The 20,957-nt window shown below is 70.1% G+C and carries 22 protein-coding genes and 1 tRNA gene; 7 read left to right on the top strand and 16 right to left on the bottom strand.

Going from position 1 to position 20,957, the window contains the following annotated elements; genetic code table 11:
- Positions 1-13: 13 nt before the first annotated feature.
- On the bottom strand, positions 14-589 hold the full coding sequence (locus CQ034_RS11150) for a VanZ family protein (RefSeq protein ID WP_105711087.1): 576 nt from the start codon (positions 587-589) through the stop codon (positions 14-16).
- Positions 590-880: 291 nt separating this feature from the next.
- On the opposite strand from CQ034_RS11150, the gene CQ034_RS11145 reads away from it, so the two are divergent.
- The 3 genes from CQ034_RS11145 (at position 881) to hrpB (ending at position 5,663) form a co-directional block, all read left to right on the top strand.
- Positions 881-1,309, top strand: a complete 429-nt coding sequence (locus CQ034_RS11145; RefSeq protein WP_029263791.1) for a MarR family winged helix-turn-helix transcriptional regulator — start codon at positions 881-883, stop codon at positions 1,307-1,309.
- 112 nt (positions 1,310-1,421) lie between these two features.
- Positions 1,422-3,023, top strand: coding sequence for an SPFH domain-containing protein (locus CQ034_RS11140; protein WP_105711086.1), 1,602 nt, complete (start codon positions 1,422-1,424; stop codon positions 3,021-3,023).
- An 84-nt stretch (positions 3,024-3,107) separates the two neighbouring features.
- Positions 3,108-5,663 (top strand): ATP-dependent helicase HrpB, encoded by a 2,556-nt coding sequence (gene hrpB / locus CQ034_RS11135; protein ID WP_105711085.1) that lies wholly within the window; start codon positions 3,108-3,110, stop codon positions 5,661-5,663.
- Between the two features lie 19 nt (positions 5,664-5,682).
- Here hrpB and CQ034_RS11130 read toward each other — a convergent pair whose 3' ends face one another.
- From CQ034_RS11130 to CQ034_RS11115, 4 genes are all read right to left on the bottom strand, one after another.
- A complete protein-coding gene (locus tag CQ034_RS11130) occupies positions 5,683-6,417 on the bottom strand; it encodes an ABC transporter permease (protein WP_105711084.1) in 735 nt (244 codons plus the stop codon).
- Complete coding sequence (locus CQ034_RS11125) at positions 6,414-7,196, bottom strand: ABC transporter ATP-binding protein (protein ID WP_105711083.1); 783 nt, start codon at positions 7,194-7,196, stop codon at positions 6,414-6,416. Before CQ034_RS11125 ends, CQ034_RS11130 begins: the two co-directional genes overlap by 4 nt.
- A gap of 51 nt (positions 7,197-7,247) precedes the next feature.
- Positions 7,248-8,003, bottom strand: a complete 756-nt coding sequence (locus CQ034_RS11120) for an AAA family ATPase (RefSeq protein WP_029263786.1) — start codon at positions 8,001-8,003, stop codon at positions 7,248-7,250.
- A 69-nt stretch (positions 8,004-8,072) separates the two neighbouring features.
- The gene (locus tag CQ034_RS11115; RefSeq protein WP_105711082.1) at positions 8,073-9,569 is read right to left on the bottom strand and encodes an L-serine ammonia-lyase, iron-sulfur-dependent, subunit alpha; all 1,497 of its coding nucleotides are present in this window, start codon (positions 9,567-9,569) and stop codon (positions 8,073-8,075) included.
- A 125-nt stretch (positions 9,570-9,694) separates the two neighbouring features.
- On the opposite strand from CQ034_RS11115, the gene CQ034_RS11110 reads away from it, so the two are divergent.
- Positions 9,695-9,976, top strand: coding sequence for a hypothetical protein (locus CQ034_RS11110; protein ID WP_105711081.1), 282 nt, complete (start codon positions 9,695-9,697; stop codon positions 9,974-9,976).
- A gap of 93 nt (positions 9,977-10,069) precedes the next feature.
- On the opposite strand, the gene CQ034_RS11105 is transcribed toward CQ034_RS11110, so the two are convergent.
- On the bottom strand, positions 10,070-11,800 hold the full coding sequence (locus tag CQ034_RS11105) for an L-aspartate oxidase (protein WP_105711080.1): 1,731 nt from the start codon (positions 11,798-11,800) through the stop codon (positions 10,070-10,072).
- 71 nt (positions 11,801-11,871) lie between these two features.
- Here CQ034_RS11105 and CQ034_RS11100 point away from each other — a divergent pair, with 71 nt between their 5' ends.
- Entirely contained in the window at positions 11,872-12,807 is a 936-nt protein-coding gene (locus CQ034_RS11100; RefSeq protein WP_105711079.1) for a LysR family transcriptional regulator, read from the top strand.
- A 114-nt stretch (positions 12,808-12,921) separates the two neighbouring features.
- Here the strand turns inward: CQ034_RS11100 and CQ034_RS11095 are convergent.
- Positions 12,922-12,994: transfer RNA gene (locus CQ034_RS11095), tRNA-Arg, on the bottom strand.
- A gap of 64 nt (positions 12,995-13,058) precedes the next feature.
- Positions 13,059-13,643: a hypothetical protein gene (locus CQ034_RS11090; RefSeq protein ID WP_029263781.1), complete on the bottom strand. Its 585-nt coding sequence runs from the start codon at positions 13,641-13,643 to the stop codon at positions 13,059-13,061.
- Between the two features lie 130 nt (positions 13,644-13,773).
- Here CQ034_RS11090 and CQ034_RS11085 point away from each other — a divergent pair, with 130 nt between their 5' ends.
- The gene (locus tag CQ034_RS11085; protein ID WP_105711078.1) at positions 13,774-14,613 is read left to right on the top strand and encodes an SDR family oxidoreductase; all 840 of its coding nucleotides are present in this window, start codon (positions 13,774-13,776) and stop codon (positions 14,611-14,613) included.
- Positions 14,614-14,628: 15 nt separating this feature from the next.
- Here the strand turns inward: CQ034_RS11085 and CQ034_RS11080 are convergent, their stop codons facing one another.
- From CQ034_RS11080 to CQ034_RS11045, 8 genes are all read right to left on the bottom strand, one after another.
- Positions 14,629-15,489, bottom strand: a complete 861-nt coding sequence (locus CQ034_RS11080; protein WP_105711176.1) for a hypothetical protein — start codon at positions 15,487-15,489, stop codon at positions 14,629-14,631.
- Positions 15,489-15,734, bottom strand: coding sequence for a hypothetical protein (locus CQ034_RS11075; protein WP_029263778.1), 246 nt, complete (start codon positions 15,732-15,734; stop codon positions 15,489-15,491). The genes CQ034_RS11080 and CQ034_RS11075 overlap by 1 nt, the downstream gene beginning before the upstream one ends.
- Before the next feature lie 109 nt (positions 15,735-15,843).
- Positions 15,844-16,497, bottom strand: coding sequence for a GntR family transcriptional regulator (locus tag CQ034_RS11070; protein ID WP_258134184.1), 654 nt, complete (start codon positions 16,495-16,497; stop codon positions 15,844-15,846).
- 136 nt (positions 16,498-16,633) lie between these two features.
- Positions 16,634-17,275, bottom strand: coding sequence for an NADPH-dependent F420 reductase (locus CQ034_RS11065; protein WP_105711076.1), 642 nt, complete (start codon positions 17,273-17,275; stop codon positions 16,634-16,636).
- 68 nt (positions 17,276-17,343) lie between these two features.
- A complete protein-coding gene (locus tag CQ034_RS11060) occupies positions 17,344-18,285 on the bottom strand; it encodes a GNAT family N-acetyltransferase (protein ID WP_181156287.1) in 942 nt (313 codons plus the stop codon).
- Between the two features lie 16 nt (positions 18,286-18,301).
- Entirely contained in the window at positions 18,302-18,736 is a 435-nt protein-coding gene (gene sufU / locus CQ034_RS11055) for a Fe-S cluster assembly sulfur transfer protein SufU (protein ID WP_105711074.1), read from the bottom strand.
- Positions 18,733-20,040 carry an aminotransferase class V-fold PLP-dependent enzyme gene (locus CQ034_RS11050; protein WP_105711073.1) on the bottom strand — a complete coding sequence of 436 codons (1,308 nt, stop codon included), beginning with the start codon at positions 20,038-20,040 and terminating at the stop codon, positions 18,733-18,735. Before CQ034_RS11050 ends, sufU begins: the two co-directional genes overlap by 4 nt.
- 42 nt (positions 20,041-20,082) lie before the next feature.
- Complete coding sequence (locus CQ034_RS11045; protein ID WP_105711072.1) at positions 20,083-20,463, bottom strand: helix-turn-helix domain-containing protein; 381 nt, start codon at positions 20,461-20,463, stop codon at positions 20,083-20,085.
- 89 nt (positions 20,464-20,552) lie between these two features.
- On the opposite strand from CQ034_RS11045, the gene CQ034_RS11040 reads away from it, so the two are divergent.
- Positions 20,553-20,945 carry a nuclear transport factor 2 family protein gene (locus CQ034_RS11040; RefSeq protein WP_029263771.1) on the top strand — a complete coding sequence of 131 codons (393 nt, stop codon included), beginning with the start codon at positions 20,553-20,555 and terminating at the stop codon, positions 20,943-20,945.
- Positions 20,946-20,957 lie beyond the last annotated feature (12 nt).

Raw genomic sequence — 20,957 nt, 5'->3', positions numbered from 1 at the left:
CGTCAGCTGGGTTTCAGGCCGGCTGGCTGCTCGCGCGCTCACGCGTCGGCCACCGAAACCGTTGGACGAATCCGGCGATCGTCTTCGAGCGCGTCGCGAGGACGAACAGTCCGTACCCGATGATCCCGCCCAGGATGTTCGTCAGCCAGTCGTTGATGTCCGCGAGATGTCCGCTGAGGGCGAGGCGCGAGGCGGCCATCTGCGTCAGCTCGATGGCGAGGCTCGCACCGGCGACGATCGCCAACACCTTCCACCAGCTCGGACGCGCGGTGAGCAACGGGACGAGCACGCCGAGCGGGACGAACACGGCGACGTTGATGAGAGCGTCCTCGAACCCGTAGTCGACGAACGGCACGAGGTAGAGCGACAACGGGCGCGGCCCGTCATAGAAGCCCGTCCCGACGCGAAGGAAGATCGGGAAGACCGTGTTGGCGAGCACTCCGCCCGCGTAGACCGCGAGGATGGCCGCGACGCTCGCCCGGGCGAGCGTGACGCGCCCACGGGAGCGGAGGACCCAGATCAGCACGAGGAAGATCACGACTTCGAAGGGGATCACGATCGGGAGCATGGGGACTTCGACGAACTTCATTCACTGCTTCCGGTGATTCCATGGTGCGGTGCAAGAGCGCCGCACTGATCGTACAAGAACCGGGACCTGCGACGGTCGTCGCCGGCCTCGACCGACGCGACTGATCCCGCCACGGAACTTTCCGTGACCAAACCGTTGCATTCGTTATCTCGCCGTTATACAGTGATCACACGGTGAATGTTTGCTGTGGCATACACCGCATGTGATTGCAGGACACTCTTGGTGCAAGGGACAAGGGCCGGTCGGGAGCCTCTCCGACCGGCCCTTTACTGTTCCCACTATTCTGTGAACATGACCGATCGCAAGCTCGCCCTGGAGGCCTGGGAGAGCCTGTTCCGTGCGCAGCACGAGTTGTTCACCGAGATGATGTCGGACTTCGAGCACAGCGACCTGGGTCAGGCCGAGTACGACGTGCTGCTCACCGTCACCCGCTCCCCCGGCATGACCGCGCGGCTGCGCGACATCACCGCGAACATGCTGATCAGCCAGCCGAGCGTCTCGCGCCTGGTCGACCGCATGGTCACGCGCGGGCTCGTGGCCAAGTGTGCCGACCCCGACGACGGACGCGGTGCGCTGATCCGCGCGACCGACGAAGGGGCACGGGCGTTCCGCTCACTCGCCACCGTCCACGGTCGCTCGATCGCCGACCGGATGTCGCGCCTCGGCGACGACGAGCTGCGCACGCTGCGCGACCTCGCGGAGAAGCTCCGCACCCGCTGACCCGCGGCCGCGAGAACGGCCCGCTTCCGTTTCTGGCAGGGTGGGGTGCGTACGCCCGCTGTGTCGCGGGCACGTCAGACCGCCCCCTCGGGGGGAACCAGGGAGGTCATCCATGGAGATCGCCGGAATCGTCGGCATCCTCGTCATCGTCGGTATCGCAGTCGTCGTCGCCGTCGTCCTGCTGCTCATCCTGCTGCTGTTCGCACGCAGCTGGATCAAGGTCGCCCGAGCCGACGAGGCCCTCGTCATCTCGGGCCGCAAGCAGAAGGTGCAGACCGCGGTCATCGCGACCGACGGGTCGAGCCGCTCCGAGATGTCGGAGTCGCCCGTCACCGTCATCGTCAACGGCAAGTCGCTCGTCAACCCGATCACGCAGCGCCATGAGATCATCTCGCTGCGCTCGCGCCAGGTCTCGCTCAACGCCGAGGCGCAGTCGCTCGACAGCGTGACCCTGAACGTCGACGGTGTCGCGATCGTGAAGATCGGCTCCGACCCCATCCTGGTGCGCCGTGCCGCCGAGCGCTTCGCCTCGCAGGACAAGGCCATCGAGCAGTTCACCACCGAACAGCTCGAAGGTGCACTCCGTGGAATCGTCGCGACCCTGTCGGTCGTCGAGCTGATGCGCGAGCGGAAGAAGTTCTCCGACCAGATCGCCGCCGACGTCTCGCAGGAGCTCGCCGAGCAGGGCCTCATCCTGGACTCGTTCCAGATCAAGGGCATCACCGACAAGGTCGGCTACATCCAGTCGCTCGGCGCTCCCGAGATCCAGGCGAAGCGTCAGTCCGCCGAGATCTCGCAGACCAACGCCGACCGCGCGATCAACCAGAAGAACATCGCGAACCAGGAAGCCAACCTGATCGAGCAGACCGCGCTCGACACGAACACCGCCAACTCGAACGCCGGCATCGGTCGTGCACGCGCCGAGGCGGAGCAGGCCGAGAACCTCGCCCGCGAGCAGGCGCAGCAGGCCGTGCTGCAGCAGCAGGCCGAGAACAAGCAGGCCCAGCTCGACGCCGACGTCAAGCGCGTCGCCGACGCGCAGCGGTACGAGGCCGAGACCCGCGCTCAGGCCGAGCTCTACACCCGCGAGCGGGCGGCCGAGGCCGCCGCGATCGAGCAGGTCAAGCAGGCCGAGGCCCGCACCCGCATCGCCGAGCAGCAGGCAGAGGCCGACAAGGCCCGCGCCGCCGGTGAGGCCGCGGCTGCCGTCGCGAGCGCCACCGGTGAGGCCGACGCGCTGCGCTCGAAGGCCGAGGCCGAGGCTCACGCCCGACGCCTGCAGGCTGCTGCCGAAGCCGAGGCGATCCGCGCCGAGGGTGACGCGCGCGCCGCAGCTCTCGAGGCCGAGGCCAAGGCCATCGCCTCGAACCAGGACGCCTTCCTCTCGCAGCGCGTGCTCGAGGTGCTGCCGTCGATCATGGCCGAGTTCTCGAAGGGGTACGCGGCGATCGGCAACGTGTCGATCATCGGCGGCTCAGGCCAGGACGGCGCATCGGACGTCGTCGGTGCCGACAACGCCAAGGCCCTGGCCTCGGTGTTCGAGAGCGTCCACTCGGCCACCGGGCTCGACCTCGCCGGCATCATCCAGGGTCAGGCCGTCGGCCGCGGCTTCGGAGCCGGTGTCGCGGAAGCTACGCCTGCCGCGCCCGCACCGCGCGTCTCGACGCCGACCACCCCGCCGCCGCCCGCACCGCCGGCTCCGGCAGCGGACTAGTCACACCTTCACGACAGCGGATGCCGCGACCTCTCCGGTCGCGGCATCCGCTGTTTCGTCTCTGCGACCGGGCAGACTGGACGGATGATGTCCGCCGCCTTCGACCTCGCCGCCATCGGCGCGGGGCTGTCGTTCGCGGCCGCGCTCGACGAACTGTCCTCGGCACTCGATGCGAGCGGATCGGTGGTCGTCACCGCCCCACCCGGCACGGGCAAGACCACCCTCGTGCCCCCGCTCCTCGCCTCGCGGAGCACCGGTCGCGTGATCGTCACCCAGCCCCGCCGCGTCGCCGCCCGCGCCGCCGCCCGACGCCTCGCCCACCTCGACGGGTCGCCCCTCGGTTCACGCGTGGGATTCACCGTCCGCGGCGAGCGCTCGGCAGGACCCGAGACGCAGGTCGAGTTCGTCACGGCCGGAGTCCTGCTTCGACGGATGCTCGATGACCCGGGACTCGACGGTGTGGATGCCGTGATCCTCGACGAGGTACACGAACGCGCGCTCGAGACCGACCTCCTGATCGGGCTGCTCTCGGAGGTGCGCGAGCTGCGGGATGACCTGGTGGTGATCGCCATGTCCGCCACCCTCGACGCGGCGCGCATCGCCGCCGTCATCGGCACGGACGACTCCCCCGCGCCGATCGTCGACCACGATGTCCCCGCCTTCCCCCTCACCGTGCAGTGGGCTCCGAGCCCCGTGCCACGTCTCGACGAGCGCGGAGTCACGTGGGGGTTCCTCGACCACGTCGCGGCCGTCACGGCAGCCGGGGCCCGGGACCTGGTGCGCGAAGACCCGAAGGCGGACGTGCTGGTCTTCGCGCCAGGGGCCCGCGAGGTGTCGGAGATCGCCCGCCGCGTCCGCGCTGCGAGCGATGCCTTCGATGTACGGGAGCTGCACGGCCAGATCCCGCCGGCCGAGCAGGATGCCGTGATCCGCGGCCGCGCGCCGGCCGACCGTCCGCGCATCATCGTCACGACATCGCTCGCGGAGTCCTCGCTCACCGTGCCGGGGGTGCGCCTCGTCGTGGACAGCTGCCTCTCGCGGCATCCGCAGCGCGACGCCGGCCGCGGTATGACGGGCCTCGTCACCACCGCCGCATCGCGCTCGTCGTGCGTGCAGCGTGCGGGGCGCGGCACCCGTCAGGGCCCCGGCACGGTCATCCGCTGCGTCGACGAACGCACCTACGCGGCGGCGCCCGCCCGTCCCGTGCCCGAGATCGCGGTGATCGACCTCGCGGATGCCGCGCTGCTTCTCGCCTGCTGGGGTGCCCCGGGCGGCATCGGACTGCGGATGATCGACCCGCTGCCGGCCGAGAACCTGGCCGATGCGATCGCGGTGCTTCGGGGGCTCGGCGCGATCGATGACGACGGTCGCGCCACCGCGGAGGGCCGCGTCCTCGCACGGATTCCGACCGATCCTCGACTCGCCCGCGCACTTCGCGACGGCAGCCCGGTCGTCGGAAGCCGACTCGCGGCCGAGGTCGTCGCGTTGGTGGGTGGCGAGCTGCGCGTCTCGGATGCCGACATCGCGCAGGCCCTCATCGCGCTGCGCGGCGGTCGGAGCCCGGAATCCCGCCGATGGCGCGACGATGCGAACCGCCTCGAACGCACGGTCCGGGAGACGCCGGGCATCCGGTCGGACCTCGACGGAGTCGGCCTCGTGATCGCGCTGGCGTTCCCCGGGCGGATCGCGCATCGCGTCGAGCGCACCGCCGAAGGGGCGACGTTCCTGCTGGCCTCCGGAACCCGGGCCGGGGTGCGGGGTCCGCTCGCAGCAGAGGAGTGGCTCGCCGTCGCCGACGTCGCGCGCGCCACCGCGCGCGCCGCGGCCAGGTCCGGCGCGATCATCCGGTCGGCCGCTGTGCTCACCGAAGCGCAGATGGAGCAGGCGGCGAGCCACCTGATGACCGACCGCGTCGAGGCGGAGTTCGTCGGAGGCCGCGTCCAGGCTCGACGCGAGCGGCGGATCGGCGCCATTCCGCGGTCCTCGGCGCCCGTGAAGGCGTCGGCACAGGAGGGCCGCGACGCCGTGCGCCGGGCGCTCCGCCGCGACGGGCTCGGTATGTTCACCCGGTCCGACACCGCAGACGCGCTGCGCCGGCGACTCGCACTGTTGCGACGAGAGCTCGGCGATCCGTGGCCCGATGTCTCGGATGCCGGGCTGGTCGACTCCCTCGACGTGTGGCTCGCGCCAGAGCTCGATCGCCTCGCGTCCGGCACCCCCGCAGCACGGCTGGAACTCTCGTCACCGCTCCGGCGCCTGCTGCCGTGGCCCGATGCCGTGCGCCTCGATGAGCTCGCGCCGGAGCGCCTCGAGGTGCCCAGCGGATCCCGCGTCCGCATCACCTACCCGGAGCCCGACGGCGACCCGCACGCACGGCCGGTCGTCGCCGTGAAGCTGCAGGAGTGCTTCGGGTGGGCCGAGACTCCGCGCCTCGTCGATGGGCGGGTGCCGGTCTTGTTCCATCTGCTGTCCCCCGCGGGGCGTCCGCTCGCGGTCACCGACGACCTCGCCTCGTTCTGGTCCGGCCCCTACAGTCAGGTGCGCGCCGAGATGCGCGGCCGCTACCCCCGGCATCCGTGGCCTGAGGACCCGTGGGCCGCCGCGCCGACCAAGCACACGAAGAACCGCGCGGGGCGCTGAGCAGCGACCGGAGTCGAACTCAGCGCGTGCGCCGCCGCAGCGTGAGCGACGCGAGCACGAGGGCGCCCGCGGCGAAGGCCACCACGATCAGCAGCGGACCGAACACGTCCCAGCCCTCGTCGCCCGCGGCCACCGCGTTGATCGTGTCGATCGCGTAGCTGAGCGGGAGCCAGTCCGAGATGGCGTAGAGGACATGCGGCATCTGGTCGCGGGGCATGAACAGGCCGCCGAGGATGATCTGCGGGAACACGAGCAACGGCATGAACTGCACCGCCTGGAACTCGGTCTGGGCGAACGCGCTGGCGAGGAGCCCGAGGGCCGTGCCGAGCAGCGCATCGACGACCGCGACGAGTCCGAGCTGCCACAGCGGCCCGTCGACATCGAGGCCGCACACCCCGACCGCGAACGACACCGTGATCACCGCCTGCAGCAGAGCCATCAACCCGAACGCGAGCGCATAACCGAGGATGAAGTCGGCCTTCTCGAGAGGTGTGGTCATCAGACGCTCGAGGGTTCCCGAACGGCGCTCGCGCAGGGTGGTGATCGACGTGATGAGGAACATCACGATGAACGGGAACAGCGCCAGGATCGCCCCGCCGAACTGGTCGAAGACGCCCTCCTGGTCGCTGAACAGCCAGGCGAAGAGACCGACCAGCAGGCTCGGCGCGACGAGCATCAGGGCGATCGACCGCGGATCGTGCCGCAGCTGGGCGAGCACGCGCCCGGCGGTGGCGAGCATCCGGCGGCCGTTCATCCTCCGGCCCCCTCTCGGTGCTCGCGGGCTTCTCGCCGCGAACGAGGGACGTCGGTATCGCCGTTGCGGTCCCGTTCGATCAGTGTCAGGAACGCGGACTCGGCATCGGTCGCGCCGGTGTCGGCCAGGAGCGACGACGGGGTGGTGTCGGCGATGATCCGCCCCTCCCGCATCAGCAGCAGCCGGTCGCAGCGCACCGCCTCGTCCATCACGTGGCTCGACACGATGAGGGTCACGCCGCGGTCCGCCAGGCCTCGGAACAATGCCCACAGCTCGGCGCGCAGCACGGGGTCAAGTCCGACCGTCGGCTCGTCGAGCACGACCAGCTCGGGGGAGCCGATGAGCGCGACCGCGAGCGATACCCGCGTCGCCTGGCCGCCGCTGAGCGCGTCGACGCGCTGCCCCGCCTGGGCCCGCAGCCCGACTTCGTCGATCACCCTGTCCACATCGCCCTTCGGCGCCTTGAGCAGCGAGGCGAAGTACGAGAGGTTCTGGCGCACGCTGAGGTCGCCATAGACCGCAGCACCCTGTGTGCCGTAGGCGACGCGGTGGCGGAGCTGCCGTGATCCGCCCGGCTCGCCGAGGACGGTGACGTCACCCCCGGTGATCCGCTGCACACCGACGATCGAGCGCATCAGGGTGGTCTTGCCGCCTCCCGACGGCCCGAGCAGCCCCGTGATCTGTCCACGCGGGATCGTGAGGTCGATCCCGTCGAAGACCTGCACTGCCCCGCGATGCACGCGTAGCTGCGCGATCTCGACGGCCGAGTCATTCATCATGTGATGAATTATGCGCCTACGCCTCGAGCACGCAGAAGAGGTCGGCCTTCCTCAGTCGAGCAGGTGGCGGAGGTAGCGTGTCGGATGCTCGAGGAACGAGCGCCAGTGGTTCACGATCTCGAGGTCGCCCCATTCGGCGGGACGGACTCCCCACTCCCCCACTTCGAGGATCTTCGCGCCGGGCAGCGCCGCGAGCACCGGCGAGTGCGTGGCGCACAGCACCTGCCCACCGTCGTCGGCGATGCGCCGCAGCACGGCGATGAGCGCCAGGGTCGAGTTGAACGACAGGGCGGCCTCCGGCTCGTCGAGGCAGTAGAAGCCCGGCTCGTCGAAGCGGCTCTCCAGCAGCGCGAGGAACGACTCGCCGTGGCTCATCTCGTGGAACGGCACATCGGCGCCGGCGGTCGACGGGTTGTCTTCGAGATAGGTGTAGAACGAGTGCATCGTCTCGGCCCGCAGGAAGAAGCCCCAGCGGTTGGCTCCCACACCGCGCTGCAGCCGGATCCACTCCGACAACGGGGACTCGGTCGCTCGCGTGCTGTGCCGCGCCTGTCGCGAACCGCCCTCGGGCGAGAGGCCGTAGGCGAGTGCGACGCCTTCGACCAGGGTCGACTTGCCGCTGCCGTTCTCGCCCACGAGGAACGTCACCCCGGGGTCGAGATCGATCCCCTCCCGCAGCACCTGGGCGACCGCGGGAATGCTCGTCGGCCATTCCCCATCCGGCGTCGGGGCGTCGTCGTTCGGGCGCACCGCCACGACCGGTTGCTGCCGCCGTCGGCGAGAGCTCGGCTCCCAGAACGCCTCCATCGTGCTCCCTCCGCGTGGTGTCAGGTGGAGGCTACCGGCATCCGCGGACACGGAGTCGGGCGGGCGCGATCAGCACTCGATGACGTTGACCGCGAGGCCGCCCTCGCTGGTCTCCTTGTACTTGGTCGACATGTCGGCACCCGTCTGACGCATCGTCTCGACGACCGCATCCAGTGAGACATAGTGGCTGCCGTCGCCGCGCAGTGCGAGACGAGCCGCCGTGACCGCCGTCGACGCCGCGATCGCGTTGCGCTCGATGCACGGGATCTGCACGAGTCCGCCGATCGGGTCGCAGGTGAGCCCCAGGTGGTGCTCCATCGCGATCTCGGCGGCGTTCTCGATCTGACGGTTCGTGCCACCCATCACCGCGGTGAGGCCGCCGGCCGCCATGGCGCACGCGGAGCCGACCTCGGCCTGGCATCCGCCCTCCGCTCCGGAGATCGACGCGTTCGCCTTGAACAGCGACCCGAGTGCGGTCGCGGTCAGCAGGAAGCGACGGATGCCGCGGCGACGGTTGGCCTCTGCCGTCAGCTCCTCGTCGAGGTCGCTCGCGGTGTCCAGCGCCCGGACGTCCGGCTCGAAGCCCAGCAGCGCGCTGCCGACCAGCTCACCGTAGGGAGTCACGGCGTTGCCCGCGCCGAGCCCCGAGTCGGCGAGGAACCGCCACCAATACATGGCGACAGCGGGGAGGATGCCGGCGGCACCGTTCGTCGGTGCGGTCACGACCCGGCCGCCCGCCGCATTCTCCTCGTTGACGGCCAGCGCGAAAGCGCCGAGCCACTCGCCCGGCAGTTCTCGATGCCCGTCGGCCTCGACCGCTTCGAGCTGGCCGCGGATCACTCCGGCCCGCCGCTTGACCTTGAGGATGCCGGGCAGCGTGCCGTCGGCGTGGAGGCCGGCATCGACGCACCCCGACATCGCATCCCAGATCGCGTCGAGCCCGGCCGCGACCTCCTCCTCGCCGCGCAGCGAGGTCTCGTTGAGCCGCGCGACCTCGGCGATCGACAGTCCGTTCTCGTCGCACAGGGCGAGCAGCGACGCGGCATCCGCATACGAATAGGGGAACCCCGCGGTCGTGAGTTTCGCGTCCTCTCCGTCCCGGCGGATGAAGCCGCCGCCGACCGAGTAATAGGTCTCCTCGGCGACGACCTGCTCCGCGGCATCCCACGCGGTGATCGTCATGGCGTTCGGATGACCGGGCAGCCGGGTGCGCGGCGCGAAGACGATGTCATCCTTCGCGAACGGGACGTCATGGATGCCGTCGATCGACAGCGCGCCGCCCACTGGGAAATCCGTCCAGGCGGATCTCACGTCGGCGGGGTCGCACGTCTCCGGCGCGAGTCCGCGGAGCCCGGCGACCACGGCATCCGGAGTCCCGTGCCCGATCCCGGTAGCACCGAGCGAGCCGTACAGCGTGCTGCCGACGCGCGCCACGCGCGGGAGGGCGCCCGTCGCGGAGAGCCGACGCGCGAAGTCGAGGGCGGCCCGCATCGGTCCGACCGTATGGGAGCTCGAAGGCCCCACTCCGATGGAGAAGAGGTCGAAGGCCGAGACGTACGCAGTCACCCCTCCAGGCTACGCCGCATCCGCGCCTTCGGTTCACCCCGGTTAACTCGGCGCCGCGTCAAGCCCCTTCAGCCGCGCGTGCTTCCGAGGCATCCTGATCGGACGACACCAGGAAAGGGGCCACCATGACGAACAGCACTCCCGAGCCGGATCCTGCCGAGGCGCAGACGCCCACTCCCACGCCGGCCTCCGACACAAGCGCGGGCGAGGCGACCACACCCGCCGAGGCCGAATCGCCCGAAGACGCCGACCCGAGCGAGGTGCCGAGCACCGAAGACCTCGAAGAGCCGAGCACCGAGAAGGACCCGGGCGAGGAGCCCCAGGCTCCGAAGCGCGAAGAACCCGAGCCCGACCACGAGGCCGTGGGGATCGGGGTCGTCGACACGGAAGAGCCGCAGGCCGGCTGAGCAACTCGCTGAGACACCGGATCACCGCCGAGACCCCGCCCTGCAGACATCAGCAGGGCGGGGTCTCGGCGCGGACGCGGGGCCTCGGCGGACCTACTCGACGAGCTTTCCCGCGGTGTCGACCTCGCGCATGAGTTCGGCGATCTCGGGCGAGACCTCCGGGATCTCCTCGCGGGTGACGCCCGCGGTCGGCGACCACACCAGGTTCACCTGCAGGGTCGGGTCGGTGTCGGGGAAGTCGCTGCGGTTGTGGCATCCGCGCGTCTCCCGGCGCTCCAGCGCGGCCTCGAGCGTGGCACGAGCGGCGAGCGCCGAGGCCTTGAGGTCGAACGCGTGCGCGAGGTCCTGGAAACCGGCGATGTCGGGGTGGATCCCCACATCTTCCATGCGCCCCTCGATCATGTCGAGGTCGGCGAGGCCGGCACGCAGCCCGTCTTCCGAACGGACGACGCCTGCGTACTCGGTCATGAGGTTGCGGATGGCGCGCTGCAGGGCGCGCACGTTCTCGCGCCCCTCCGCGGCCAGCAGGTCGTCGATCTCGGCCCGTGCTGCCGCGACGGCCGTCGCCGACCGGCGCTGCGCGTCGAGCCCGGCCGCGTGCTCCATCGCGGCCTGCCCGACGATGCGCCCGTAGACCAGCAGCTCGATGAGCGAGTTGCCGCCGAGCCGGTTCGCGCCGTGGAGTCCACTGGAGGCCTCGCCGATCGCGTACAGCCCCTCGACGTCGGTCTGGTGGTCCTCCGGACGAACCCAGACCCCACCCATCGAGTAGTGCGCGGTGGGGGCGATCTCGATCGGGTCGGTCGTGATGTCGAGCATCTGCAGCTCCATCATCGTCTGGTAGACGCGCGGCAGCCGGGTCATGATCGTCTCGCGCGGCAGGTGCGACACGTCGAGCCAGACGCCGCCGTTCTCGGTGCCGCGTCCTTCCTTGATCTCGGTGTACGCGGCGAGCGCGACGCGGTCGCGGGTCGACAGTTCCATCCGCTCAGGGTCGTACTTCTCCATGAACCGCTCACCGAGGGCGTTGCGGAGGATGCCGCCCTCCCCGCGTGCGGCCTCGGAGATCAGTGTTCCCGCGGCACTCTCCGGCTCGATGATGCCGGACGGGTGGAACTGCACGAGTTCCGGATCGCGCAGGCGCGCTCCAGCGTCGACCGCGAGACGGAAGGAGTCGCCGGTGTTCTCGTCGCGACGGGACGAGGTGCGGCGCCAGATGCGGTTGTGCCCGCCGGCTGCGAGGATCACGGCATCCGCGTGGATCAGGTAGCGGGTGCCGTCGGCCTGGTCGAAGCCGTAGGCGCCGAACACCACGTTGTCGCGCACGAGCAGACGGGTGATGTAGACGTGGTCGAGGATCGGGACCTCGAGCTGCTCGGCCTTGCGCACGAGCGTGCGCTGGATCTCGAGTCCGGTGTAGTCGCCCGCGAAGGCGGTGCGGCGGAAGGTGTGCGCGCCGAAGAAGCGCTGCGAGATGCGGCCGTCGTCTTCGCGGGCGAAGTCCATGCCCCACCGCTCGAGGTCGCGGATGCCGCGCTCGGCGCCCTGGGTGACGATCTCGACCGTGTGCGGGTTGGCGAGCAGGTAGCTCTCCTTGATGGTGTCGGCCGCGTGCTGCTGCCAGCTGTCCTCGGCGTCCATGGTGCCCAGCGCCGCGTTGATGCCGCCGGCCGCGAGGGAGGTGTGCGCGTCCTGACGCGCACGTTTGCCGACGGCGAGGACATCGACGCCGTGTTCGGCGATCTCGATCGCTGCGCGCAGACCGGAGCCGCCGGTGCCGATCACGAGGACGGTGGTGGATATCTGACGTTCGGGGGTAGACATGCTTTCCACGCTAATTAGGGGACCCTAATAACTCCAATGCATAGTTCGAGTGGAAACGATGCCGGTAGGCTATGACCATGAACCTCGAGCAGCTCCGCGGGTTCGTCGAGGTCGCACGCCTCGGACATTTCACCCGCGCCTCCGAGCACCTGCACCTGGCACAGCCGTCGCTGAGCCGACAGATCTCCACCCTCGAACGCGAGCTCGGCGCCGAACTGTTCCACCGCGCACGCGGCCACATCGCGCTCACCGCAGCGGGAGAGACGCTCCTCCCCCGTGCACAGCGCATGCTCGCCGAAGCCGACGCCATCCGCGACGAGATGGGCGAGCTGGCCGGTCTTCGCCGTGGACGCGTACGGCTGGGCGCGCCGCCCACGCTCTGCATCAGCCTCGTCGCCGAGGCGATCAGCGTGTTCCACGCCAGCCATCCGGGCGTCGATCTGCATCTGACCGAGAGCGGCTCCCGACGGCTCGTCGAGCAGTTGGCCGTCGGCGCCGTCGACATCGCCCTCATCACCGAATCCGACGGTCCACCACCGTCGGGCTTCAGCCTCACGCGCATGCCACTGCTCGCCGAAGAGCTCGTCGTCATCTCCGCCGCGACAGAGCCACCGGTCTCGACCATGCCCGCGATGAGCCTCTCCCACCTGGCCACCCTCCCGCTCATCGCCCTCGACGAGACGTACGAGCTGCGAGCGACCACCGACGCCGCCTTCCGCGCGGAGGGCCTGGTGCCCACGCACGTGCTCGAGGGCGCCGAGATGGATGCGGTGCTGCGCTTCGTCGAGCGCGGTGTCGGCGTCGCGGTGGTCCCGGCGATGGTGCTGCTCGATCGCCCCGCGCTGCGCTCGGTGCGGTTGACACACCCGATGATGACCCGCACCGTGAGCCTCGCCCACCGAGCGGACGTCACTCCTGCGGTCGCGGTCGCCGCGATCCGCGAGGTCATCGTCGCCACGGCCGCAGAGGTCGCCCGCCGCGACCCTGCGATCACCAGCCTGCTCTGAGCTGCCGGCGGTCAACCCGAGAGCACACCATCAGCTGCCTCGATGAAGCGGCCCGGATACAGCAGAATCCCCGCCGCTTTCGCGACGGGGATTCTGTACTGTCTCAACACAGTGTGCGCCCGAAGGGACTCGAACCCCTAACCTTCTGATCCGTAGTCAGATGCTCTATCCATTGAGCTACGGGCGCCCAGCCCGCTCAGCGGGCCGTGGAACAGCCTACAACAGTCCTGACGCGAAAGCGAAACGAGGCCTCAGTCGCTCGCCGCCTCGGCTTTCTGCTGCTTCTTGCGCCGTTTGGCCCGCGCGCGCTGCTCGGAGGAGAGCGCCTGCAGGTCGACGAGACGCAGCGCCTGCATGCGTGCCTCGCGCATGCGCCCGTAGTCGGGATCTTGATCCGGTCGCATGCCCTCGACCCGCAATCGGCGGTCGAGATTGTGGCGCACGTCGGCCCAGGCGGCGTCCCGCGCCTCTTCGACGATCTGCGCCAGACGTTCCCGGTCTTCCATCATCTCGCGCAGGCGCTGGCCGACCCCGGTGGACTGCTTGGCCCGGCGGCGCAGGTTTCGCACATCGCGGTCGCGGTAGTCGTGCGTGCCCACCGGATCGGAGTGCCGACCCCTGGCCCGCTTACGCAGCGCGGTGACGTTGGCGGCCGCTTCTTCCGATTCCTCGGCCATCGCCCGCAGCGCCTCCCGCGCGTCGTCGATGTACTTCTCCATGTCGAAGACACCGTCTTCGGCGATGGTGCCGATGAGGATGTGATTCTTCACGGCGAGGCGCGCGGCAGCCGTCGCGATCGCGACGCCTTCGGCGATGGCATCCGCTGTCCGTCCCACCGGTACCTCCTCTCCACGAGCGTACCGGTATCACTGGGGCCCGGTGTCGGCCAGAATGGTTCCGGATCAGCATGCCCCACCCCTCCGACATCCGCAGCCACGGCCCCGGATCGCGCACCGCAGGAGACTCATGAAACACCTCGATCTCGCCGGCAGCACCACCGTGATCACGGGCGCCGCGAACGGCATGGGCGCCGACATCGCCCGCCTGCTGGCCACCCGAGGAGCGCACCTCGCCCTGATCGACCACGACAGTGCCGCCCTGGCGACCATCGCCGCGGAACTGAGCGGGTCGACGGTGACCACGCATGTGGTCGATCTCCGCGACGACGACGCCGTGTTCGCCGCAGCCGACGAGATCACTTCGACGCACCCGAGGGTCAACGCCCTCATCACCTGCGCCGGCTCGTCGATGCTCGGAAACCTCGACCAGCTCACGATGGAGGAGATGCGCTGGCTCACCGACGTGAATCTCTGGGGCACGGTGTCGATCACCAAGGCGCTGCTGCCCGCCCTCCGCGCTGCGCCCGCCGCGCACATCACCCACTTCGCGAGCGTGTATGCGCTCGCCGCTCCAGCCGGGCGCATCCCGTACGCGCTGAGCAAGTTCGCCGTGCGGGGCTTCTCCGAGGCACTGCGGCACGAGCTGGAGGGCACCACGGTCAGCGTCGGCGCCGTCTATCCGGCCGGCGTCCGCACCGGAATCATCCTGCACGGGCGCTACGCCGCCGCGATCGATCCGGAAGTCGCCGCTCGTGCCGCCGCCGCACAGGCCGCGATGTACCACACCGACCCGGCGGACGCTGCGGCCCGCATCGTCCGCGCGACCGAGCGACGGGCTGCCCGCACGATGGTCGGACGGGAGGCACGACTGATCGACGTGCTCACGCGCATCGCCCCGTCGTCGTACTGGCGCGTGATGCGACGGCCGCTGCGCGCGGCGATCGACACGACGACGCCGGTCGCCTGACCGCACCGGGCCGGGTCAGCGGACCGCGCCCACCCAGATCCCCGACGCCCACGCCTGCTGATCGCCGTTGCACCCCACCGAGCCGGGGTAGCCGCGGACGACGGCCATGCAGTTGGCGAGGAACTCCGGGTCGTTGCCGAACATCGAGGCGTACGCGCCGGAAGACGTGAGCGCACCCCAGACCCGGAACTGGTAGATGTGCGCGAGCTCGTGCGCCATGGCCCAGTTCAACCGGCCCGCACTCCAGTTCGCGATGTCGCCGCGGTACTTGATGTAGCCGTTGCTGTTGGCGCAGGCCGGCGCGTTCCCGCCCGCGCACGACGACGACTCGTACAGCCCGACACCACCTCCGCCGACGAGGTCGAGCGCCGCCCGCACCCGCGCGTACCCGTCCGGCCCGCTCGATGTCCAGGCCGGGCCACCCGGTCCTGCGCTCTGCGCGGCCTGCACCGAGGCGACCTGGGTGCCGACCTTCTCGGCGAGCGCATGCACCGTGGCCGTGGCCGCCGTGACCGTGGCGGGGTCCCTCGACTCGGCCAGCACGGTCTGCTGGGCCGACAGCGCGGCAGCCCGATGAGAGGCGGTGTCGACCATCCCCTGTGCATTGTCGAAGACGCGGCTCAGGGCCGTGATCTCGGCGACGAACGCCGGCCGCACCGCGAGCACCGCCGCGCGGTCGGCCGTGTCCTGCTCCGCCTGCGCGATCGTCGCCTCGAGATACTCGGTGCGCTGCCTGGCCTCGTGGTATTCCTGCGACAGGCTGCCGAATTCCGCCACGACCGCGACGCGCTCCCGATCGAGGGCATCCGCCCGCGCGAGCACTCCGGCGGACAGCACGACCGCCGCCGCGAGCGTGACCGCCAGCACCCGGCGCATCACTGCAGGAACCCCGTGGTGTCGCCGATCTCGGCATCCTGCTCAGCGATCTGCGACCGCAGCGCGGTGAGCTTCTGCGCGAGCTCGAGGTTCTCCCCGTGGGATTCCTCCAGGGCGCGCTCGACACGGACGATCTCCGCTTTGACGGCGGTGAGGGCTGCCACCCGCTCCTGATCGGCGATCGCGACCAGCGCGACTCCCCCGAGAAGCAGCAGGCACCCGACCGCGACAGCAAGACTCCGCATCTCGCTCCCCAGAACAGCGCAACGTTTCCGGACCGACTCCGATCGGACCAATATACAACTGGACCCGTCGTCGGTGTTCCCGAATGTGCGCGAGCGGGACGGCGGCGGTTCAGACCAACAGGTCGCTACCGTCGGCGAGACGACGCTCGGCTGCCGACTGGCCGCTGGCGAGGTGAGCGGGCACGATACGGCGGAGCGCCTCCGTGTCGCGTGCGGCCATCGCCTCGAGGATGATGCGGTGCTCTTCGGCCATGGCGAGCAGATCGTCGTGCTGTCCGAACAGCCACCGCAGCCGGGTGAGGAACACCGCGATGAGCTCCCCGAGCATCTCGTTCCCCGCGAGTTCGACCGCGACCTCGTGGAATTCGGCCGCCGCGATCCGCGCAGCCTCCGAGTCCTGGGCCGTGGCCGCCGCGAACTCGCGCTCGTAGGCGGCTCTGATCCGGGCGATACCCGCCTCATCGTGACGCTCGGCGGCGAAGACGAAGATGAGCGTCTCGATGGCCTCACGGACCTCGGCGAAATCCTGGATGTCGCGGCGGGTGAACTCGCGCACGACCGCCCAGGTGCGGGGGCGTGCGACGACGACCCCTTCGGCCACGAGGGTGCGGATGGCCTCGCGGACCGGGAGGCGGGAGACGCTCAGCTCGGCCGCGATGTCGCGCTCGACCAGACGCGACCCGGGCGCACGTCGGCCCAGCACGATGTCGTCGCGCAAGATGCGCGTGACCCTGACCGATTCGAGTTCGCCGCTTGTCCCCATAGCCCCCGCCATCTGGGCATTCTCGCATCACGGGCCGGGTTACTCAACTTTTGGTATCCCAACACGCCCGGGATGCCTCGGTCCGGGACGAGCGCGCGAGACGCGGAAGGTCTCGGTCGCGCTCGCCCCGGAGACCTCAGGGGAGGCGGTTGGCGATCGCGATGTTCGCGGTCAGCTCGTCGGCGTTCTGCCGCACGACGTACGCCGGGCGATCACGCTCGACCCGCCACGACTCGCTCAGCGGCCCGACGTTGACCGTGTCGAAGCCGGCCTCGTCGTAGAAGCGCGTCGCGAACGCGACGGCCTCGGCGTCGTCGCCGGCGGTGGCCAGCGCACGACGGTTCGGAGCTCCGGCCGGCTTGCCGTCGGTCGTGATCTCGGCCGCGAAGATGTGGTTGAACGCCTTGGCGATCTTCGAGTCCGGCAGCGCGCGCTGCACCAGCTCCGACGTCGTCGTCTCTCCCTTGTCCAGAGCCTCGATGTGGCCGTCGCGCTCGAAGTAGTAGTTGTTCGTGTCGAGCACGATCTTCCCGGCGAGCTCTGCGGCGGGAAGCGCGTCGATCGCGCGAAGCGGGACGGTCACGACCGCGACGTCCGCGGCTGCCGCGGCGTCTTCCGCCGTGGCGGCCTTCGCGCGGGGCCCGAGCTCCTCCACGAGGTCCGCGAGCGTCTCCGGACCGCGGGAGTTGGCGATCACGACGTCGTAGCCGTTCGCCACCGCGACCCGCGCGACCTGGCTGCCGATGTGTCCTGCACCGATGATTCCGAGAGTAGTCATGCTGGGGGCAACGTCGAGCACCGCGGACTATTCCCTTCGTGTCGGGCTGTGTCGTCCCGTGACCGAGGTCACAGTTCGCGTAGCAGCGTCTCTTCGGTCCGCCGGTAGCCGAGGCTCTCGTACAGCTCGACGGCAGCGGCGTTGAAGCCGAATACGTGCAGCCCGATCGAGTCGGCGCCGAGTCGTCGGGCCTCGCGTTCGGCAGCGTGCATCAGCTCGCGCCCGTACCCCTTGCGGCGCTGATCCGCGGCGACCTCGATGTCGAGCACGAACGCATGCGCATGTCCGTCGCGTTCGCGCATGCCGAGCCAGAGGATGCCGACCTCGACACCGTCGACGGTCGCCGTGAAGAGCTCCTGCCCCGGGGTGGCGAGTCCGTCCGGCAACTCCTCGACCAGCTGACGGTGCGACTCCGCCGCGGCGTCCTCCGGGGAGAACCGACCGGATGCCACGAGGTCCTGGGCGAATCCCTCTTCCGAAGCCGTGACGAAGCGGGGGAACCTCTCCGCGGTCATCGGCAGCACCTCCACGTGTGCGGCGACATCACGCGAGGGCAGCGGCTCGAGCACCATCTGGATCGACGCGACCGTGAAGCCGCGATCGTCGACCAGCGCGTGACCCGCCGCATCCTGCGGGAGCAGCGGCACACTGATCTGCGTGGCGCCCATGTCGTGCGCGATGGTGAGGATCCGCGCGACCAGCTCGTCGTTCTGAGTGCCGGTCAGCTCGGTCTCGACGGCGAGGTCGAGGAGGAACAGCTTCGTGCCGGCGAGCACCAGCCACAGGGTGCCGAGCTCGCGCCGACGCTCATCGACGATCCGCATGACCTGTGCCGTCGGCGTCGCCGCCCCGTGCGGCAGCAGCTCGTCGAAATACTCATCGGCGAACGCGACCGCATCATCCCCGACACGCCTCCCCGATGCGCGGTTGCCGTCGATGAGGCGCTGTCTGGCCGCGCCTCGCCACTCGTCGAAGCGTCCAGCGGGCAGGGGCTTCAGATGCACGGGCATGCATCCATCCTGCACCTCAGCTGCGGGTGAGCGCGTCCTCGGCGGCGACCCAGGCGAGCATGGCGCACTTGACCCGCGCCACGTACTTCGACACCCCGCCGAGGGCCGCGGCATCGCCGAGCAGCTCCTCGTCGGGCTCGATCTTGCCGCGGGAGCGCATCGCCTCGCGGAACGCCGCGATACGCACCTCGAGGTCTTCGACGCTGAGTCCTTCGGCGAGCTCGGCGAGGAGCGAGGCGGAGGCCTGCGAGATCGCGCATCCATGGCCCTCCCACGCGATCGCCTCGACGCCCCCGTCGGGACCACGGTGCACCTGCAGCGTGATCTCGTCGCCGCAGGTCGGGTTGAGCTGGTGCGACTGCGCCGGGATCTCGTCACGCAGCCCGTAGCCGTGCGGGGTGCGCGAGTGATCCAGGATCAGCTCCTGATACAGGTTCTGCAGGTCGCTCATGCGCCCCTCCGGAAGAAGTCGATCGCTCCGGCGACACCCTCGATCACGGCGTCCACCTCGGCCTCTGTCGTGTACAGGTAGGTGCTCGCCCTGGTGGACGAGGTGACGCCGAGGCGTCGGTGCAACGGTTGGGCGCAGTGGTGTCCGACCCGCACGGCGATGCCGAGGTCGTCGAGGAACTGCCCGACGTCGTGCGAGTGGATGCCGGCGACGTCGAAGCTCGCGAGCCCCACGCGCGACAGGTCGATCCCGGCACCGAGCACGCGGACCCCGTCGATCGCGCTCAGCCCGTCGACGAGCCGACGCCCGAAGGCGGCCTCATGCGCGGCGATGCGCGGCATCCCCACCTCAGTCAGGTAGTCCACGGCCGCGGCGAGCGCGATGGCCTGCGACACCCGCTGCGTGCCGGCCTCGAACCGCTGCGGCGGCGGCAGGTACTCGGCTTCGGTCGTGGTGACGGTGGTGATCATCGAGCCGCCGGTGAGGAACGGGGGCATCGCGGCCAGGACCTCGCGCCGGCCGTAGAGCACCCCGATGCCGGTGGGACCGAGCATCTTGTGCCCGGACAGCACGGCGAAGTCGACGTCGAGCGCGCGCACGTCGAGCGGCAGGTGCGGTGCCGACTGGCAGGCGTCGAGCAGGGTCAGGGCGCCGACCTCGCGGGCCAGGGCGACCAGGCGCTCGACCGGGTTGATCACGCCGAGCACGTTGGAGACGTGCGTGAACGCCACGAGCTTCGTCCGGGCCGTGATGAGTTCGGCGGCGGCGTCGAGCCGCAGTGCACCGTCGTCGTCGAGAGAGATCACCTTCAGTGTCGCTCCGGTGCGGGCCGCGAGCTCCTGCCACGGGATGAGGTTCGCGTGGTGCTCCATCTCGGTCGTGACGATCTCGTCACCCTCACGCAAGCGGAGCCGCTCGGCGGCCGCTCCCCCGCGCCCGAGCGACGCGTTCGACAGCGAGTAGGCGACGAGGTTGATCGCCTCAGTCGCGTTCGAGGCCCAGACGACCTCGTCGTCGTCGGCGCCGATGAAGCGCGCGAGAGTGCCGCGAGCATCCTCGAAAAGCTCGGTGGCCTCGGCGGCCAGCGTGTGCGCCCCACGGTGCACGGCCGAGTTCATGGTGGTCGAGAACTCGCGCTCGGCATCCAGCACGGCCGACGGACGCTGCGAGGTCGCGCCCGAGTCGAGGTACACGAGCGGATGCCCCTGCACCTGCGTGTGCAGGATCGGGAAGTCCTCGCGGATACGCCGCACCTCGGCCTCGCTCAGAGGGGCGATCACGTCGACACCGGAAGAAACGCTCATCGTTCCAGTTTCCCACCTGCGAGCCCGGGGTGGGCCCGCGGGTCAGCGACCGTCGAGCGTCTTCGCGTCGGCGACCTCGTCGTAGCGGTCCTGCGCGTCGAGCACGTCCTCCACGTGGGACTCCGCCCAGATCTGCAGCGCCTGGAGCGGTTCATGCAGGCTTCGGCCGAGCGGGGTGAGCAGGTAGCGCGAATGACCGTCGTCGCCGACCGCTCGCTCCAGCATGCCGTCGCGTTCGAGGGCACGGAGCGTGTCGACGAGCACCTTCTTCGTGATCCCATCCATCCGGTGGTGCAGCTCGCCGAAGCGCAGCGGCTGCTCGTGCAGGAGGACCACGATCATCGCGGTCCACTTGTTCGCGATGCGGGCGAGCGACGCCCGAGACGGACAGCTGGCGGAGAACACCGTCCACGTGCGCGACATGCGCTGCTCCTCCCGGTGACGTTGAAGTAACCGCGCCCTCGGCGAGACGCTGGATGCTCCAGAGTACCGACCACACGAGAAGGAGCATCATGTCGGCGATCGACGTTGTAGGACAGTACGGTGCGGCCCTGGCCGCGGGAGACATGGGGGCACTGGCGGCCACCTTCCATCCGGATGCCGTGTGGCACCAGCCCGGCGCCAACCAGGCATCCGGCGACCACGTCGGCCCCGACGCGATCCTCGCCCACCTCGGCCGCTTCATGGAACTCAGCGGCGGCACGTTCGTGCTCGAGACCGACTCGGCGACGGAGGCCGGCGACCTCGTCTCCGCCACCGTGCGCTTCCGTGCGCAGCGCGCCGGACACGATGACCTCGACCAGCACGGCGTCGACGTCTTCCGCATCGCGGGCGACCGCATCGCCGAAGTCTGGCTCATCAGCGAGGACCAGGAGGCGGAGGACCGCTTCTGGGGTCAGGGCTGACCGACCGGCGTC

Origin of the sequence: Microbacterium sp. MYb45 (assembly GCF_002979655.1) — a bacterium.
Classification (GTDB): Bacteria; Actinomycetota; Actinomycetes; order Actinomycetales; family Microbacteriaceae; genus Microbacterium.
Note: the sequence above shows the minus strand (reverse complement) of the source record. Positions and strands in the feature narration are given on the sequence as shown.

Coding starts and splice junctions, on each gene's coding strand:
- CQ034_RS11150 (WP_105711087.1), bottom strand. CDS start 589: ATGAAGTTCGTCGAAGTCCCCATGCTCCCGATCGTGATCCCCTTCGAA.
- CQ034_RS11145 (WP_029263791.1), top strand. CDS start 881: ATGACCGATCGCAAGCTCGCCCTGGAGGCCTGGGAGAGCCTGTTCCGT.
- CQ034_RS11140 (WP_105711086.1), top strand. CDS start 1,422: ATGGAGATCGCCGGAATCGTCGGCATCCTCGTCATCGTCGGTATCGCA.
- hrpB (WP_105711085.1), top strand. CDS start 3,108: ATGATGTCCGCCGCCTTCGACCTCGCCGCCATCGGCGCGGGGCTGTCG.
- CQ034_RS11130 (WP_105711084.1), bottom strand. CDS start 6,417: ATGAACGGCCGCCGGATGCTCGCCACCGCCGGGCGCGTGCTCGCCCAG.
- CQ034_RS11125 (WP_105711083.1), bottom strand. CDS start 7,196: ATGATGAATGACTCGGCCGTCGAGATCGCGCAGCTACGCGTGCATCGC.
- CQ034_RS11120 (WP_029263786.1), bottom strand. CDS start 8,003: ATGGAGGCGTTCTGGGAGCCGAGCTCTCGCCGACGGCGGCAGCAACCG.
- CQ034_RS11110 (WP_105711081.1), top strand. CDS start 9,695: ATGACGAACAGCACTCCCGAGCCGGATCCTGCCGAGGCGCAGACGCCC.
- CQ034_RS11105 (WP_105711080.1), bottom strand. CDS start 11,800: ATGTCTACCCCCGAACGTCAGATATCCACCACCGTCCTCGTGATCGGC.
- CQ034_RS11100 (WP_105711079.1), top strand. CDS start 11,872: ATGACCATGAACCTCGAGCAGCTCCGCGGGTTCGTCGAGGTCGCACGC.
- CQ034_RS11085 (WP_105711078.1), top strand. CDS start 13,774: ATGAAACACCTCGATCTCGCCGGCAGCACCACCGTGATCACGGGCGCC.
- CQ034_RS11080 (WP_105711176.1), bottom strand. CDS start 15,489: ATGCGCCGGGTGCTGGCGGTCACGCTCGCGGCGGCGGTCGTGCTGTCC.
- CQ034_RS11075 (WP_029263778.1), bottom strand. CDS start 15,734: ATGCGGAGTCTTGCTGTCGCGGTCGGGTGCCTGCTGCTTCTCGGGGGA.
- CQ034_RS11070 (WP_258134184.1), bottom strand. CDS start 16,497: ATGGGGACAAGCGGCGAACTCGAATCGGTCAGGGTCACGCGCATCTTG.
- CQ034_RS11065 (WP_105711076.1), bottom strand. CDS start 17,275: ATGACTACTCTCGGAATCATCGGTGCAGGACACATCGGCAGCCAGGTC.
- CQ034_RS11060 (WP_181156287.1), bottom strand. CDS start 18,285: ATGCCCGTGCATCTGAAGCCCCTGCCCGCTGGACGCTTCGACGAGTGG.
- sufU (WP_105711074.1), bottom strand. CDS start 18,736: ATGAGCGACCTGCAGAACCTGTATCAGGAGCTGATCCTGGATCACTCG.
- CQ034_RS11050 (WP_105711073.1), bottom strand. CDS start 20,040: ATGAGCGTTTCTTCCGGTGTCGACGTGATCGCCCCTCTGAGCGAGGCC.
- CQ034_RS11045 (WP_105711072.1), bottom strand. CDS start 20,463: ATGTCGCGCACGTGGACGGTGTTCTCCGCCAGCTGTCCGTCTCGGGCG.
- CQ034_RS11040 (WP_029263771.1), top strand. CDS start 20,553: ATGTCGGCGATCGACGTTGTAGGACAGTACGGTGCGGCCCTGGCCGCG.